Raw genomic sequence first — 16,951 nt, forward strand, 5'->3', positions numbered from 1 at the left:
CCGTACTTCGGTTGCGATCCAGCGGTCGCCGTTAAATCAGTCCCGCAATGCGGCTGTTAGTCATCCGGTGGAGTTTTCTGCGGCAGCCCACTACTTTTGGGCGGGGGTGTCCTTCGAATTCCCGAGCATTGCGAGACCTGGGATGGTGTACGGTGAAATGGTCTGCGGGATCCAATTTGGAGGCTCAGATGACCGTTGCACATCTCCATCCTCAGAACCCATCGGGTCCGCAGCATTTTCCCGTCGAACCGTCAGCGAAGCGGGCTGGCGACAATTCGTTCAATGTAGCCGCGCATGGGTTGCGCGGCATTGCTTCTCTTATGGTCTTCTTCGCTCACCTCCTGGGCGGCACGGCGGAGCACGTCTACGCCTCCAATTCGGCCTATGTCGACCGCATTACGCCCTTCTGGAATTTCGGCACCTTCGGAGTCTGCCTTTTCTTCGTCATCAGCGGCTTCGTCATCCTGCCCAGTGCGATACGCTACAGTCCCGCTCAGTTTGCTGCCCGACGGTTCCTGCGCCTCTACCCTCTGTTTTTCGCACTAAGCCTGCTTTTCATCGTGCTGAACGCAACCACCAACTTTTATCCCGAAACCAACAATCTCACAGCGGTTCTGGCAGGACTGACATTCCTGAACCTTGCAACCCATACCGAGCAATTGACGCCGAACGCATGGAGCCTGACCTTCGAGGTCTGGTTCTATGTGTTTACCGCAGCATTCGTTTTCCTGACGGTTCGTCGCCCGACCAGGCTCGGCACAATTGCGCTCGGCCTTCTCGCGGCGCTCTTTGTCGCCCGGTATCCGATCGCATTGTACTTTCTTGCCGGCGGGCTGATTCGCCTTGCCTATGACCGATATGAATGGGTAAGCCTGGGCCGCCACCGGCTTGCCGAGAGTGGGGCGTTGGCAGCCTGCGTCTTTCTCGCCAGCCGCGGCCATTACGACTATCACTGGTCCGATTTCCAAAATGCCGAGCTTCCCTTGCTTATGGTCGCGACGGGGCTTTATTTCTTCCTTGCAGTGTCGCGGAACAGCTTAACGGCACTACTCCTTGGCAATCGGCTGCTTCGATACTTCGGAACGGTGAGCTACAGTCTGTATCTGGTGCATCCCTACACGTATTTTCTGACGCGCTCGCTGTTTTCCCGCGCCCATCTCTTTTCGGACAATGTTGCCGTATCAATGGGTGCCTTCATTTTGGTGGCGGCGGCGATCACCTGGGTGCTCACGCATTTCGCGAACAGAACGCTCGAGCTGTGGCCTTACGAATTTGTCTATCATCAGAAGATCTATCGCTCGAACTCGCAGCCAAGCGCAATGCGGCTTTGGCTGGCGTCAAATGCCAAACGTGCGGCATGGCTGCGGGGGTAGGACCGCCGTTGCGCGGCGACCTGCGGTTTTTGAGGCGGATAGATAGCAGACTGGTCGTAACCACTGTTCTTAGGCTGCAAGCAGGGATGTAGCTCATTCGTGTGACGCGATGTGAGCGCGGGATCATGATGGCCAAGGGCGCAACAGCGACACCTCATGCTGGCGGGAGGATGAAATGGATCCACTTGTCATCGACGCCAAGCCCCAACCTATTTCAATCGATCCCGCTGACGCTGCCGTCCTCGTCGTGGACATGCAGAATGACTTCGGCTCCAACGGTGGAATGTTCGACAGAGCCGGAATCGATATCTCCGGGATTCAACGGGCTGTCGGCCCTACTGCCAGCGTAATAGCTGCCGCTCGCGAATTGAGCATGCCCATCGTCTACCTGAAGATGGGATATCATCGCGACCTCTCGGACCTTGGAACATCGGACGCCCCCAACCGTATTCGACATCTCCAGATCTTCGGGGTCGGTGCGACCATCGCAGCCCCGGATGGCAGCGAGAGCCGGATTCTGATCCGCGACACCTGGGGAACAGATGTCGTCAACGACCTCAAGCCACAGGCAGGGGATATCGTCCTCTATAAAACGCGATTCAGCGGTTTCTATGAAACCGAACTCGATTCTGTTCTGAAAACCGCAGGCGTCAAACACCTCATCGTGACAGGATGCACGACCAGCGTGTGTGTGGAATCGACAATTCGGGATGCCTTCTTCAGGGACTATCGCTGCATACTGCTGACGGATTGCACCAGCGAGCCCATCGCCTGGGACGCCCCAAGGAGCAATCATGATGCCTCGATCACGCTCGTTCAGATACTCTTCGGATGGACATCGACATCCGATCAATTCCTGAAGTCGGTCGCGGAGCGAGTTCACGGGCGTCTCGAACCAGCCGAATGAGCAGGCGAAGCTGCCTATCGTTCACCTCGGAGCACCGCAGCTGCCGCTCAGGGCCAGCGTAGATCAAGCCCAAACACAACCGATGTCTGGTCCCAATGCAACCGGCAATCTCAGAGATCGCGACCATTCTCGAAAGGTGCCCCGACGCATCGCTTACGATTAGTCGTCCGACTTTGCCACAAGATCGGCGATGCGGGACACGTCCGGCACGTAAAGCTCTTTCGCATGGCGTAGCACCAATCCGATGTTTTGCAGGTAGCTCAGTTCGCGTGCCACCGCCTCGCGGTGGGTGCCAATGCGGTGGGCCAGATCCGTATGGGTCGGGATAGGAGAAATCCTCGCTGAACCGTCGGCTCCGATGTCTTCAGCGCATAGACGCAGCAGTTCCTTATGCACCCGGGACCGAACGTTGAGCGTCGAAAGCTCAACGATGTGCTCGACAAGCACCTGCTGACGTTCCACCAACAATTGCACAACGGCATGCAGGGCTTCAGGATCCTGCTTGACTATGTCCAGAAAGGCACGACTGCCGATCGAAGCGACAGTACATGGTCCCGCCGCTTCGACCGAATATGGCATCTGGATGTCGCCGCTCAAGGCAATTCCGTTAACAAGCGAGCCACGATGCGCGGGGGGGAGCGAAACGATCTTGCCGTTGCGGGTATAAACAAGCGCCCGAAGCTCACCCTCGAGCAGAAAAAAAAGCCGGTCGACACTTTCGCCGGCCGGGACCAGTACATCCCCTTCATTGAGATGCAACCAACGACAGCGGCGGTCTATCTCGATCAGGGTGGACGACTTAACATTGCTGAAATGCTCGATATTTTTTAAATCCGGCCCGTGCACATGGTTGGCATCAGCTACGGAGGTGATCTCCCCGTCAGTCTGCGGGCCTGGATATCGAACGGGCGGTTGTTTCATTCTGGTCGCGCCCCCCTTGCAAAGGTTCGCAGCCGCTTCCGTTGCGGCTGCTCCCCAAGCTCAAGCAAATCACATCTACTAAAACGGTCCGTCAAGAACCATTATTCGTTGAGTGAGGCGGCACCCATATATTTCAATTCCGTATGGCAATCCCTTCATACGGCGTTGTGTTGAGTATGTAGGCAACTTCCGTACGGTTTCTGGCACGAAGTTTTTTCATCACATTCCGGATGTGTACCTTGACCGTGCTTTCACACATGTTGAGCTCGTACGCGATGACCTTGTTCGCCTTTCCTCGACGCAATGCCTCGATGACAGACATCTGACGCGAAGTAAAAGTGTTGTCTCCGTGCGGCTGCTGCTTGGTCGCGGGCTGGCCGTCGGTGACAGCGCGCCCTGAATGAAAGAGAACACTGGGCGGGACGAAGGTTCCGCCCGCCGCGACAAGCTGGATCGCCTTGGCGGCCACCTGCAACCTGACGCTGGTAGGAATATAGCCACGCGCGCCGTTTTCGACCACTTTGAGAATGTCCTCAAAGTTCTCGATATCCGATAGGATGACCACCCCTACCTCGGGCCTGGTCGCCTTCAGATGGCCTATCTGGGAAAGATGGTAGTCCGCCTGGGAGTTCGACCACATCACACACATCAGGACCGTCGAAACTCTCTGCGTTTCTTCGGGATCCGCCATGTCGAACGCTTCGACCGACGCGTAATGCTGAATATGAAATGATGGCTCGATGATTTCGAGGCTTCTGCTGAAGCAGTCACACATCAAAGGCCGGCCATCGATGATTGCAATCTCGATTCCCTCTCCCGAGGACGGTGAGAGACGATTGACGTCGAGAATAGATGGATATTGATCAAGATCAGTTTTGTCCGTCCGATCATTCGCAGGCAAAAAACTTGTCATGACTCACCCCCGCGCAAATCTCGCCCCAACGGAGATTTCGCTTTTAAACCCATACCTTAACACTTTAGTAATAGCTTGTGGACCGGAGGTGGTGGTGTGACAAAACGCACAGCGCGGCCAAAATTTCGGTTTCCCCAAGCAATCAAAGTGAAAAAGTCCTGGTTGCAGTATTATAGTTGGCTTCGCAGTCCATGCGCTTACCAATAGGGGGTAGCTACGGAAGTAGCGGTCACCCAGAATCGTTACGACAAAGAGCTAAACAGGGTGGCTATGTGAGCCGTTGGTCAGACCTTCGCTCAGAACGCGCATACTTTCTCGGCAAAACATAAAATTGTATTCAGGAGCCGGCACATTCCATATGCGGACCCTGCGGCATGAGACGTCGCAGCCAGCGCCCTTTCCCGTCGATTGGCCGCCTTAGCGAAGATGGAGGTGAGCCTTATTCGAGGCTTTGCCGCAAGTGCTGGCCCAGCCTGATAGCGAGCGCGACGATGGTGAGCGTGGGCATGTCGTTGCCTCCGGTCGGGAAGACGGAGCTGCCGGCGACGAACAGATTTGCGAGGCCGTGCACCTGGCACGAACTATCGACCACGCCGGTTCGCGGGTCATCGCTCATCCTCGTCGTGCCCATGTGGTGTCGAACCCAGTGATAAGGGATGTCTCGCTCTCCCGCCGCCCTTTCGTCCTGGCCTGTATGAATGGCGCTTCTGTGCCCCAGCCGCTTCATCTCTTCAGTGATGATTGTCTGGACACGCTCAAGCGTCCGTCGGACGAGAGGCCCCACATTCCATTGCAGCTTCACACGGGGCAGACTGAACTCGTCGAGCCTTGTATCGAGCGTGACGCGGCTTGCCGGATCCGGTTCTTGTTCGAGTATCGTATCAAAATGAAAATGCCTTGCACGCCGACGTGAGTGCCATGCCCGTTCGAAACCTGCCGACACTGCTCCCGCAGGATGCATCAGGATAGTTCGGCCGCATTTGATCAGATCGCGATGCAGGCGGCCTCTCCGCAGCCAGAAGGCAAGATACTGCAAGGCTTCGGAACCATCCATGTGATTGACGCAAGGTCCAGGCTTGATCCATGTGCGGGAATCAAGGAGGCGCTCGTTTGCGCGTATCTCGGGCCGCAGCGCCAGTCCGAACGCATCATTGGTGCCGCGGTTTTCAGGCGACAATCCGGTCCTGCGGGTCCAGGGCACGTGGAGGTCTATCATTTTGTCGGGTTGGCTGACTTGCAGACTTCCCCATTTTACCCGGGGATGCTCCATGAAATAGCGGCCAACCAGGTCATACTGGTTTCCTATGCCATTCGGCGCCTGTCGGTTTGAAACAAGGAGCAGGCGCGCGTTTTCGATACCGCCACAGGCCAGCACGAAAAATCGCGCGTCAATCTGGAATCGTTTGTTCGGCGTGCTCGCTACCTCGATGGAGCGAACCCGCCTTCCGCAGTCGTCGGTGTCGAGCCGCAGCGCCGTGGCATGCAGCACGACCTGCACGTTTTTTGCGTCCTGAAGCTTCTTGCGAAGCGTTGCTCCGATATCCGGAGTGGGACTGAGAAAGCAGCGTTCCGAAAAGAGCGGCCCGTTTTCAGGCAGGACTGCGGAAGTCGGCCAATCGGTCAGCAGGTCGTCGATTCCGAGCAGCCGGGCTGCGGTCTCATAATGGGGTAGTAACGATTTATGGGCGACGGGCCACCCACTCAGGGGTATCCAGGGGCGATGCTCGAAATCGCCATGATCCAACATCTTGCACCATCCGCCCCAACCAGCCTTGCCTGTGCTTCCGCCGAACTGACGAAGGCGGCAAAGGTCAAGAGCTTCGTAGGGTTGACCCACGGACAGCCCGCGCGACAGCCGTTGGCGCCAGTGTTCGTACGTCATGCCGCCGCTTTCGATGACGCATATGCGATGCCGCATGCCTTCGAGTTGTGATGCTATCGCCAGGCCGGCGGCACCCGCTCCCACGATGCACACGTCCGCCTCCAGGCGCATCCCCTGCGGAAAGGCGTTGCAATCTTCAATCATGGCGTCGATCGGGCATGGCGTCGATCGGGACCAGAAACTGCACGCTTGTGAGAACAGCGTGGCCGTTTGCGCCCTGCCCCCAACCCTATCTGGCTGCTGGTCCCGCTGGCATCGGGCAGGCACGTTAAATTTGTCATTCGAAGAAAACAAATGCGACGATACGAGCAACGGCGCGAGGACTGCCGGAGCCTCGCCCTGTGCTCCATTCGGTTAACCTCTGGAAGTTCGGCCACTGGCATTCCGTTGTCCAAGCTTGATCCTCTTGGCTGCCTCCGAACGCAACGCAGTTAAATTCGGCGCCACAATCGGATAATCCGGCGGCAAACCCCATTTCTGCCGATATTGCGCTGGCGTCATGCCGATGGACGTAAGATACCGCTTCAACGATTTCATCCGGCGTCCGTCCTCCAGATTGATGATGAAGTCAGGGGTCACCGACTTGCGGATCGGCACGGCCGGAACAGGTTTTGGTTCAGGCTGGTGATCGCCCACGGCAAGCTTTTGCAAAGCACGGCCGACATTCTGGATCAGGTCAATCAGGTCGGAAGGCGACGTCCGGTTCTTCCTGACATAGGCCGAAACAATATCAGCGGTTAGCTCAATGTGGTCGGCGGGGTCAGAGTCCATGAGTCCGCTCATTGCCTGAAGAAGATTACCTTCCGTGGCCGAGGCGCGGAGCACGTTCTGCATCGCTCATTGAAGGACTGCCCACCGTCACAGGAGAATGCTCCTGATGCCCCGCTCCTTGCATAGCCCAATGCCATCCCCAGGTGCCGTTTGTGTCAATTGTCCCTTGGCGGCAGCCGATCCATCCAAAAGTGGTACCGCCTGGCCGTGCCGATCCCGTGATGGCAGCGGCGAAACCGACAACAAAGGTGGCACAGCCAAGCCGGCAGGACCTGAGTGATCCGATGCCGGTGCGCACACATCGCGTACCGGCATCGACTGTTAAATCGATATCCAGCGCCGCCTCTCTGCGGCGGCTCGACTTGTTAAGGCTGTCGTGTCAGGAGCTTCATGGCGCGCGCGAAGTCACGATTATCCACGCGTCGCCCCTTGAATGATGCTTGCGCCTTGCGCTGCGCGAGCGCGCTCGGACCTGAGCGGCGCGGCTTGAGGAGCAACTCTTTCTACCACTCCGAGCCGGTATAACCCGCAGCTTCCTTCCACAATGCGAGTGCGATGCTTGGCGAGCGGCCTTTCACTTCAATGTCTTTGCCGCGGTACTTTCCAGCCGCAATCCACACTGTCTTCGAACGCTGATAGATGTTGACGTCGAGGGCGCTGGCTAGAGCCTCCCAGTCCGTACGTTTCGAAAAATCCATCCGACCCCCGTCTCTCCATAATGTGGAGCAGTAACGAACATGGCGCATGAGAGTTCCCGGATGGTGGGGACTTCACCAGTGGGTCGCGCAAACCGGTCGCACAGCGCCGGACCGACCGGCATCCGCCGACCCGACCTTTGTCCCGGAATCGGCAAAACGATCAGATGAAAGAAGCACTGAAGCGGTCAGTGAGCCTGTCAAAAGAATGTGTTTGATCATGATAAGCCTCCAAAAGAGGGCATTGCTTATCCCGCGGATATGAATAGTTTTTTTCGAGGAAAATCGCGGATATATCGATTAATTCTCTGCATCCGTTAAATCAGATGGGACCTCTGTATGTATGTACATATTGTACAAAGAGAGCCCTTACACACTGATCTTCGTCTTGGCCCCGAACTGCCGAATGGCGATCCATAGACGGCATGCGGGTAAGGGGAAACGTAACGGCGGAAGCATGCAAAGCTTACTTGATACAAATTGTTGTGAACCCCCTTCTTCTCAAAAAGGGTCTACATTCTTGTAGGGCGCGCTAAGTGAGGTCTTTGGCATGGGGCCGTTATCGCGAAGGACGTTTGCACAGGGAACAGTTCTGGGCCTGTTACACTGGCTTGGCTTTACCAGCCCTGGCAAAGCGGCCGCTCAATCTTCAACTGGCGTAACGCTTATCGCCGGGGGCAGACCTGCGGTAACGCTCGTTACTTCGGACCAACCGAGTGGCTCTGTCCACTACGCCGCCACGGAACTCGGCTGGCACATAGGAAAAGCGACCGGCATCCAACCTGCCATCACAACTGAAAGCCATGTCTCGCCGGCTGGCCTGCGTAACGCCGCCCATATCTTTCTGGGCGACACCCGGTTCGCCCGGGCGGCCGGAATCACCTTCGGCGCATTGGGGCGTGAAACCTGTATCATCCGAACCGTCGGCAACCATCTATGCATCGCCGGCCTCGATCATTCCGGCAGTGCACTCGACCAAAACACGTCCGCGGGCACCCTCTTCGGCGTGTACGAGCTCCTTGATCGCTATTTCGGTGTCCGATGGCTATGGCCAGGTGAGCTGGGAACGTTTGTCCCAAAGGCACAGTCCTTGGTGATCCCTGCGCTTGATTACGTCGTTACGCCTCGGTTCATGCAGCGTCGCGTGCGCCCTGGGGCTGGCTTCACGAGCGAACAACATCCCGAAATGGGTTTCACCGCAGCAGCGGCGAAAGAATATATGAAAGCACAGGCCACGTTCCTGCGTCGCCACCGAATGGGCCGCAGAGTACCCACGAACTACGGTCACGCTTTCGTCGACTGGTGGCAGCGGTATGGCACCGAGCATCCCGAATGGTTTCAATTGGTCAGAGGCAAACGGGGCCCGGTGAGGCTGGGCGCTCGCTTCTCGATGTGCATTTCCAATCCGGGCTTGCGAGAAGAGATCGTTTCGCAATGGCGTGAGCATCGGAGCGCCTCTGCGGGACAGCCAACTTTCGTCAATGCGGTCGAGAACGACATCCCAGGGCAATGCGAGTGCGAAGTATGCAAGGCGCTGGATGGCCCAGAGCCGCCTGACTATCGAAAGTTCATTCCGTCGAAGTCGAAGATCGCCAGCAAGCCTTTCGTATCGGACCGCTATGCGCGTTCATGGCAGGCCATTCAGCGGATAGCCGCCAAAGACGACCCTAACGCGGTCGTGGTGGGATACGCCTATATGAACTACTTCGCGGCACCGACATCGGGAATCAAGTTGAACCCGAATATCCTGATCGGGTTTTGCCCATCGGCCTGGTACTATCCACGCAACGGCGAAGAGCAGGACTGGATAAAAGACCAGTGGCGCGGATGGGCGGCAACGACTGCCCAGGTGTTCATGCGCACCAACTATTTCCTGGATGGCTACTGCATGCCGCATATATTCGCCGGCCAGTTCGCCGACGAGTTTCAGAACGCGGCGCGAAACGGGATGGTCGGAACCGACTTTGACTCGCTGACAGGCCATTGGGCGACGCAAGGTCCAAATCTCTATTTGTTGATGCGCCTGCAGACACATCCTGAGACTGCCGTGGAGTCATTGTTGTCGGAATATTATTCAGCCTTCGGACCTGCGGCCGACGACGTCAAAAGCTATTTTGATTATTGGCAGGCGTATACTTCGAACGCTCGCGCCCAGCTGCGGGACGGGTTCGAGGCTCTTGGAGCATCTCGTTGGCGAAGCTGGGCAAAGGCGGCGCACGCTGTCTATCCAGAGGAGAGTTTCGCGCCGGCGGAAGCCTTGCTTGACAGGGCGGCCGCCTCTGCAATCCAAGATCCAGAAGCCTCCATGCGGGTGAAGTTCCTTGAGCTGGGGTTGCATCATGCGAAGCTGTGCTCGCGAGCGGCCAGCAAGCTCACGCTCGGCGATCCGCAATCCACCTATGAGCGCGGGAAGCCGGAACTGGAAGCGTTGCTGCAATTTCGGCGCTCATATGAGCATATCTGGATATCCAACATGAACCACTGCGCGTGGGTGGAGAGCCAGAGTTGGATCCTGCCGGGCTTTGCGATTCAATCTCCGGACCTTGATCCGGAATGATCCACCTATTTGAAGGAGCGGTCGCGAAAGCTAGCTGGCCAAGCCGCGCGATATCGCGCCCTGGCCAGCTAGGGAGAGGTGGTCGGCGTTGTGCCAGGCACTGCCGACTGTGCTCGGTGCAGTTGCGGGAGCGCTTCTGTCCATGAACGGGGGGACTGCGTCAAGACAGGCGACAGACGCGACAATCACCTCGCAATTTTCCTCAATCGCCGGAGAGGACACGTCGTGCTGCGCGGAAGTCGGTGCCTGGCTCTGGTTTCCAGATGTGAGGCCGAGACTTGCCGGACTGCATTTTTCCTGTGCGGCTTTGAGCTGTGTTAACGTTGCCCTTGAACCGGTGAATCGGACCGAGGGGACTAGGGTCCGAAACCCGAATTTCATCCTGTTTGGCTGACACCTCCCGTTGTTTTGGGAGTTGTGAACCACCTGGGCATTTCGCGATTCGAAGGCGAACCGTCAACCTCGCACTAGAGTATTGTCAGGCCCAGGTACTTCCCACCTCCCTTTATAGAACAAGGGAAGTCTGTAACCTATGACTGCAAATTGTAAGCTGACAGTTTGGGGCTACTCCGTTCGGATACCGTGTGTTGCCGACGGCAAGGGCCGCGGGACCGATGGCAGCGGCCGTGGCGGCAATGGCCATGCTCAACCAGCGCGTTCATCAGATCCCTGGCACCCAAGGTCAACGTCACAAGAGTCCGCAAGCGTGGCCAGGAACATGGAACAACCGCTCTCAGCAGCAGTTGTCCGGTTCAGGAGGCGATATGAGCGCGACGATCGAGTTCTTTCGAACCTGGCTGCAGGAGAATGTCGGAAACCTGGCCGCCGACACGCAAGTCAGCGTTACAGTGTTGGCCCAGCAATTCGAGCAGGATGCGGACGCCGCGGGATATGGGCGCGAGGTTCGCGAAGAAGATATCGGCAACATAGAGGACGCCATCCAGCAGGCCCTCGACAAGGCGAACGCAACCAACGGCCGGCTGCCAGTTCCGGAAGAAGATGGCTCGCTCACGCCGATCATCGAAGGTCTCGAGGCTGCGGAGCCTGAACACTCAGCGTCTGCCGCCGGTGACGGCCGTAAGCAAGAGAGCTGACGAGCGCCTACAGCCGAATACCGGATCGTTAGTCCGGCGTATGGGCTGGGTCGATCAGCGAGGGAAGCCGCGCACAGGATGATCTTCTTCACGAGCGACACTCATTTCAACGATCCACGCATCCTGCGAATCGACCGGCGGCCGTTCAGCTCGCTGGCGACGCATGACGCGGCGCTGATGAGCCTCTGGAACGAGACCGTCGGCTCGGACGACGAGATCTGGCATCTGGGTGATTTTGCCCGCCCGAGGGCCGGCATCGAAAACATCCTGTCGCAGCTCAACGGGCGCAAGCACCTGATCATCGGCAATAATGACGGAAGCGATGCAACGCTCGCATCTGGCTGGGCCAGCATCCAGCACTATGCGGAACTGGTGGTGGACGGCACCCTCCTCATCCTGTGCCATTATCCGTTTCGGACCTGGAATCAGATGGGCAAGCAATCGGTAAATTTGCACGGCCATTCGCATGGCAAGCTGAAGCCGCTTACTCGCCAGCGTGATGTCGGCGTTGACGTGTGGAATTTCCGGCCGGTTTCCCTGCCGATGCTACTCAGCAAGCATAACCGTCGATCAGGCTGAGCGTAGCCCTCGCCACGGACCGGCAGTCGTCATTTATACAGTTCTGGATGTGCTTCGCTCAGCATCAAAGCCGGACAAGAATGAAGATCGATCACGATTTTCCGTTACAGGAACAACAAGGACGGCGCTCCGTTGGGAAAGTGATCGCAACAAGCGATTTAACCAATGGAGACACTTATGATGAAAACGATCTTCGTCGCATCCGCCCTGTCCTTAGCGCTCGCCACATCCGCTCTGGCCCAAACGAGCGGCTCGGGCAATGCCGGCGGTACCGCAGGTGGCGGCATGAACAACAGCGGCACGAGCGTCAACGGCTCCGGCAACACCACGGGTACCGTCACAACTGATCCGAATGCGACGAACTCGACCACGACAACGCCCAACGGCATGAATGACCGTTGCAAGGACACTGCGGGCAATGACGTCGACACCAATACCGCCAGCGGCACTGCCACCTCGCCGTCCCAGAATTGCAACAAGTAGTTCCGCCAGCAGAATTCAGCTCAGGCCCGGCGATGACCGGGCCTGAGACGTCACCTCGAATCGCAAGGCTGGGCCTATCGAAAGACTGAGTGCGTGACCGCTACAGCGTCTTGGAGTACCAAGCCTTGAGCCTCTCAGTCGCACGCGATCGGCAGCGGTTTCGTTTTACCGGTCAATCTGGCTCCCAGCGTCAGGCTATTCGGGAACCCGCTCACGAACGTGTTCATCGCGGCAGCGGACATCGGATGGGAGGCAAGACGTGCCAACAAGGCAGCCACGCGAATGCGGGTTGCAAATTGCCGGTTCCAGGCCTTCGAATAGCGGCGTCCAACAGCAATCCTCGCCGCCCGGTCCCAACGGTCGAACCTGGCCAGTTCATTGGCCAACAACCAGCCTGACTGCAACCCCATCGAGATGCCTTCAGCGATGATGGGATGGGACTCACCGGCGAGGTTGCCCACCCGAAATATATCGTCGGCAAAACGTGGGCGTATGCCAGGCCGCATGGGACCTGCCGCGAGCCATTCGCCATCGAGCGTGGCATCCACGATCGTGGAGGCGACACGGGGACAGGAAGCAAGGATATGCGCATGAACAGCTTGGGCTGCCGACGAGGCGTTGCCTTTTTCGCGCAGCCTGATCAAGACGTCGCGGCGTATGCAGCACGACAGCGACATCCTGTTCCGGTCGGCCCAGACCATGCCGCCATAGCCGCCCGGAAATGCCAACAGGGGCATGAGGTCGCGGTCGAGCTCAGCGCCGGTGAAATGAGCCTTGAACCCGAAAAGATCGTGCGGCGCGTTGGTTTTCGGCAGGTTCGTCGGAAGCCTTCCTTGCTCCCAGGAGCCATGCGCGGCGATCACGACCGGCGCGACGAGAACTCCCTGATCGTGCTTGCTTTCGATCCGAACCGTAGCGTTGTCACCATCGGTGGTGATCTCCGCCGCCCGCCAAGGCTGAAACACGTCGGCTCCGGCATCGCGAGCCGCATCCAAAAGTATGCCATCCAGAACGTCGCGCCCGAGCGCGCGCCCAAACGCATCTCCCACGGCTCGCGGCATGCCCGCCTCTGGGCCCGGACCCGATGCAAAAAGTGCAACCCGCTTGACCTCCGGACCGGCTTTGGCGCGAACCGCGGTGCCTCCGCCCAATCTGTCCAGCAGATCCAGATTGACTGCGGACATGAATTCCCCGCAAACTTTGCGGCGCGGGAATTCACTTCGCTCGACGATGGCAACTGCGCGCCCCTGGCCGCTCAAAGCCAAGGCCACCGAAGAACCACTTGGCCCAGCGCCTATGACGATGGCGTCGTACATCATGGCAAACCTTCCGAAGCGCGGTCGACGGCAAGGAAGGCGTGGGTAAACGGTCCAATTCTGCGTTCTGCACATTGATGCCTGTAATCCCAGGGCCACAGGCTGGAGAGCTCATGACCCGCAAAACCGGCGCGGACGCTTGCCGCCGCGTCGTGCAAAGTCACCTCGTTCGCGCCAATGACACGCAGAAGCGAGCAGGCTCTTAAGGCAATGGCGTTTCGTCTCGGCTCGGTGGCGAGAAACACTGGCGCCAGAGTGCGAAGCGCCAAAAACAGGCGTTTCAAGGCTGCGTCCGAAAAATGGTGCAGGAACAAGTTGGCCGCTACCACATCGAAGGCGCCGGCGCGGGGCCTTTCGATCCATTCGAAGACATCGTCGGTAATGGTTTCGATCCGCCAACCAAGTGCGGAGAAATCAGCGAACCGCCTGTCCGAAATGAGGTTGAACTGGTCAAGCAAGACCAGGTCGACATCTGTCCAGCGCCGGGCGAGGCGCTTTGCGACGGAAAGCATGAATGCTCCATCGCCGGAACCGATTTCCATAAATCTGGGTGAGCTTTTGCGCACGTTTGCCTTCAACAGGCTGGCCATGATCGCGCTCTGAAACATCAGTGCGTTTATCCAAGCGAGGTCACGCCGCGAACCGACGGCCCTTGGATCGTCGGGAGGCAAATTGTCGAGCAGTTCCCGCTCGATCCGACGATGGTCGAGATCATTGGCCATTTAGGTGTCGCCGGCTGTGTGGAACATCATCGTCTCGGTCGTCAGGCCAGGCCCGAATGCCATGGCACAACCCACACGGTCTTCCTTTGTGGCCTCGCGCAGCATTCGCTCGAGTACGAACATGACGGTAGCAGAGGACATGTTTCCGTTTTCACGAAGGACCTCGCGGGAGGCCGATAAGGCATCGGCACGGAGATTCAGCGCGCGCTCCACTGCGTCGAGAACGGAGCGCCCGCCCGGGTGGACGGCCCAGAGATCGACGTCGGAAACGCTCTTGTTTCCCAGAATGCTGCCGATGTCTGTGCCGAGTGCGTGGTGAATTGCAGCGGGAACCTCTCCCGACAACACCATGTCGAAACCGTCGTCATGTATGTTCCAGCTCATGAGGTCGCGGCTGCCGGCATCAACGAGCGCGTGAAAACTATCCAGTCCTATGCCAAAAGGGCTGGCGCTTACCGACGCAGCCGAGCAGCCATCGCCCCACAGGCAGAACGAGAGCAGTTTTTCGAGGTCGGAGGTCTCCTTGAGATGGAGCGTACAGAGTTCGATGCTGACCACCAGAACCCGGGCCTCGGGTTCTGACCGGATGATGTGTCGTGCCTGCTTGAGTGCGTTGATCGCTGCATAGCAACCCATGAAGCCGATGATTGTGCGCTCGATGGAGGTCGGCAGGTTGCACCGGGCAATTATTTCCAGATCCAGGCCGGGGGCGGAAAACCCCGTGCAGGTGGTGACGATCAAATGCGTGATACGGCTCCTGTCCTGACCGTGAAGGAGCTTCTCCACGGCCTGTTCAGCCAGAGCGGGCGCTGTGGCCGCGAACATCTCCATGCGCTTTGCCGTGCCTGGAAACGCGCCCCGTTTGAAAACACCCTCCAAATCGACACTTGGGCCTTCAGGATCATCGGCGGGCGCAAAGCACGAATAACGATGCTCTATTCCGCATCTGTCCGCCATGCGATCAAAGATCGCCCGGCGACGGGGATCTGCAGTCAGTTGGGAGCCGGCAAATTGAAGAAAGAACCGGTGAACGCCATTCTCCGGAACGGCTGCCGCAATCCGATTGATGAAAGCTTGAGCGGGCATTTTTCCTCGGCCTACAGCTTTAGGCTGGTGTACCGCGGGCGTGACTACGAACCCGACCGGGTCGGGACCAGCCCCTGGGAATGGTAAACACTTCATAAACGTCTGGGACGGATGAAAGCTTCCCTCGTCCTCGACGATTTCCAAGGTGCCGGCCTATGGCGGCACCAAGCGCAATTGGAGGCATCCTCGCTGTCGGCTGCGCAGGCGGGCGAGCGTCGAACGTCGGCACCGTACCGCGACGGTTGCCGCATTCGCGTCAGGACGGATGGCATCGCGGCCGCCATGTGGCCAGACGAGTCATCCATTCCTTGACCGGCCAAGGCCTTTGCCAGTCGACCGCGATCTCGGTTGGACCGGCGGCTTCCCCGGGCCACCAAGGGTATTGTCAAGGCGGCTTAGCTATCATGGCAGCGGGGACAAACCGCTGTCGAATGGCTGTGCGCGGAGATACCCTATTTGGCGTTTTTGGCCCCGCCGATCTCCTTGTCCCACTTCTCGAACATGGCAACCAGCGGTTTGGCGTCGAGCGGCGGTTCGATCGGGTTGTCGGCGATCATCGCGGCATATTCGGGCCGGCCGAAACGCTTGATCGTGTCCTGACTGTCCTGCGGCGCCATCTCTATCGGCACGTCCCTGATCGATGGGCCGGGGTACATGTAGCCGTGATCGTACATGAATGCCTGCTGCTCGGGCTCCAGGATGAAGGCGATCAGTTGCAGGAGAACGCCGAGCTTTTCGTCGGAAACACCCTTTGGGATAGCCACATAGTTGGCGTCGCTGACCCAGTGGAAGCCTTTCAGGGTCGCAATCTTGTAGTCTTCGGGAACGATGCCGAGATAGCGCGGATTGATGTCCCATCCGGTGGTCGTGGCGATGATGTCGCGCGTGCCGTCACCCAGTTCCTTCATGGTGACGGTCGTGCCGGAGGGATAATAGTCGATGCAGTCGTTCAGTTCCTTGAGATAGGCCCAGGTCTTCTCCCAGCCGTCGATAGGATCCAGCGGATCCTTATCGCCGAGCAGGTAGGGAAGGCCCATGACGAAGGTTCGGCCGGGGCCGGAATTCGCCGGTCGCGCATACATGAACTTTCCCGGATGCGCCTTGCACCAGGCAAGCAACTCTTCAGCGGTGCCAGGAAGGTCCTTGACCCGATCCGGCGCATATTCCAGGAGCGGGCCTGACGGATACCAGCTATCGACGAAGGCCTGGCCCTTCGCCATCTGCTGCATGGCATAGGCGCCCGGCAGGTAGCGCTGGTCGAGCTTGGGAAACATATCGGCGTAGTCGGGCAGGATCTGGGTCCACAATCCCTGATCGATGCCCGCTGCAAGGGCGTCGTTACCGGTGAGCACGAAATCGATGTCCAACCGGCCTGCCGCCTGCTGGGCCTTGAGCTTGGCGGCAAGTTCGGGCGCCGGGGCCTGCGTGTACACGAACTTCGAAATCAGTTCCGGATGGGTCTCGGCGAACTTTTCAAGCGCTCGCTGGCTGAGCTGCAGGTCGCCGGCAACGTCGACCACATTGATGACCAGCGGTTCCTTCGGCTTCGGGAACTCCTTGGCAAGCGCGAAAACAGGCCTTGCCGTAGCGGCAACGCCAGCACCCAGGATCGTTAGAAGGGCATTGCGTCGGGTTGTCATTGGTGTCTCCTC

At 58.4% G+C, this 16,951-nt stretch carries 15 protein-coding genes; 6 read left to right on the top strand and 9 right to left on the bottom strand.

The features are described from left to right. Positions 1 to 188: 188 nt before the first annotated feature. Both LB551_RS22150 and LB551_RS22155 read left to right on the top strand, forming a co-directional pair. Entirely contained in the window at positions 189 to 1,373 is a 1,185-nt protein-coding gene (locus LB551_RS22150) for an acyltransferase family protein (RefSeq protein WP_224660476.1), read from the top strand. A gap of 175 nt (positions 1,374 to 1,548) precedes the next feature. After that, positions 1,549 to 2,280, top strand: coding sequence for a cysteine hydrolase family protein (locus tag LB551_RS22155; RefSeq protein ID WP_224660477.1), 732 nt, complete (start codon positions 1,549 to 1,551; stop codon positions 2,278 to 2,280). A gap of 159 nt (positions 2,281 to 2,439) precedes the next feature. On the opposite strand, the gene LB551_RS22160 is transcribed toward LB551_RS22155, so the two are convergent. The 5 genes from LB551_RS22160 to LB551_RS22180 form a co-directional block, all read right to left on the bottom strand. Continuing rightward, positions 2,440 to 3,201 carry a Crp/Fnr family transcriptional regulator gene (locus LB551_RS22160; protein ID WP_224660478.1) on the bottom strand — a complete coding sequence of 254 codons (762 nt, stop codon included), beginning with the start codon at positions 3,199 to 3,201 and terminating at the stop codon, positions 2,440 to 2,442. 133 nt (positions 3,202 to 3,334) lie between these two features. After that, positions 3,335 to 4,114, bottom strand: coding sequence for a response regulator transcription factor (locus LB551_RS22165; RefSeq protein ID WP_140552790.1), 780 nt, complete (start codon positions 4,112 to 4,114; stop codon positions 3,335 to 3,337). A 439-nt stretch (positions 4,115 to 4,553) separates the two neighbouring features. Then, the gene (locus tag LB551_RS22170; protein ID WP_224660479.1) at positions 4,554 to 6,140 is read right to left on the bottom strand and encodes an FAD-dependent oxidoreductase; all 1,587 of its coding nucleotides are present in this window, start codon (positions 6,138 to 6,140) and stop codon (positions 4,554 to 4,556) included. A 210-nt stretch (positions 6,141 to 6,350) separates the two neighbouring features. Further along, the gene (locus LB551_RS22175; RefSeq protein WP_411970959.1) at positions 6,351 to 6,830 is read right to left on the bottom strand and encodes a MucR family transcriptional regulator; all 480 of its coding nucleotides are present in this window, start codon (positions 6,828 to 6,830) and stop codon (positions 6,351 to 6,353) included. A 440-nt stretch (positions 6,831 to 7,270) separates the two neighbouring features. After that, positions 7,271 to 7,465, bottom strand: a complete 195-nt coding sequence (locus LB551_RS22180) for a hypothetical protein (RefSeq protein ID WP_140552792.1) — start codon at positions 7,463 to 7,465, stop codon at positions 7,271 to 7,273. 547 nt (positions 7,466 to 8,012) lie between these two features. On the opposite strand from LB551_RS22180, the gene LB551_RS22185 reads away from it, so the two are divergent. From LB551_RS22185 to LB551_RS22200, 4 genes are all read left to right on the top strand, one after another. Beyond that, positions 8,013 to 10,019 (top strand): DUF4838 domain-containing protein, encoded by a 2,007-nt coding sequence (locus tag LB551_RS22185; RefSeq protein WP_224660480.1) that lies wholly within the window; start codon positions 8,013 to 8,015, stop codon positions 10,017 to 10,019. 764 nt (positions 10,020 to 10,783) lie between these two features. Beyond that, positions 10,784 to 11,113 (top strand): hypothetical protein, encoded by a 330-nt coding sequence (locus LB551_RS22190; protein ID WP_224660481.1) that lies wholly within the window; start codon positions 10,784 to 10,786, stop codon positions 11,111 to 11,113. Between the two features lie 78 nt (positions 11,114 to 11,191). After that, positions 11,192 to 11,692 (top strand): metallophosphoesterase family protein, encoded by a 501-nt coding sequence (locus LB551_RS22195; RefSeq protein WP_224628113.1) that lies wholly within the window; start codon positions 11,192 to 11,194, stop codon positions 11,690 to 11,692. 177 nt (positions 11,693 to 11,869) lie between these two features. Next, on the top strand, positions 11,870 to 12,175 hold the full coding sequence (locus LB551_RS22200; RefSeq protein WP_140552796.1) for a hypothetical protein: 306 nt from the start codon (positions 11,870 to 11,872) through the stop codon (positions 12,173 to 12,175). Positions 12,176 to 12,309: 134 nt separating this feature from the next. Here the strand turns inward: LB551_RS22200 and LB551_RS22205 are convergent, their stop codons facing one another. The 4 genes from LB551_RS22205 to LB551_RS22220 form a co-directional block, all read right to left on the bottom strand. Beyond that, positions 12,310 to 13,494 carry an NAD(P)/FAD-dependent oxidoreductase gene (locus LB551_RS22205; RefSeq protein ID WP_224660482.1) on the bottom strand — a complete coding sequence of 395 codons (1,185 nt, stop codon included), beginning with the start codon at positions 13,492 to 13,494 and terminating at the stop codon, positions 12,310 to 12,312. Further along, on the bottom strand, positions 13,491 to 14,213 hold the full coding sequence (locus LB551_RS22210; protein ID WP_224660483.1) for a hypothetical protein: 723 nt from the start codon (positions 14,211 to 14,213) through the stop codon (positions 13,491 to 13,493). Before LB551_RS22210 ends, LB551_RS22205 begins: the two co-directional genes overlap by 4 nt. Beyond that, positions 14,214 to 15,395, bottom strand: coding sequence for a type III polyketide synthase (locus LB551_RS22215; RefSeq protein ID WP_318012748.1), 1,182 nt, complete (start codon positions 15,393 to 15,395; stop codon positions 14,214 to 14,216). Positions 15,396 to 15,751: 356 nt separating this feature from the next. Further along, positions 15,752 to 16,939, bottom strand: coding sequence for an extracellular solute-binding protein (locus tag LB551_RS22220; protein WP_224628121.1), 1,188 nt, complete (start codon positions 16,937 to 16,939; stop codon positions 15,752 to 15,754). Positions 16,940 to 16,951: the final 12 nt, after the last annotated feature.

The sequence above is a fragment of the Mesorhizobium sp. BR1-1-2 genome (assembly GCF_020165435.1).
Taxonomy (GTDB): Bacteria; Pseudomonadota; Alphaproteobacteria; order Rhizobiales; family Rhizobiaceae; genus Mesorhizobium.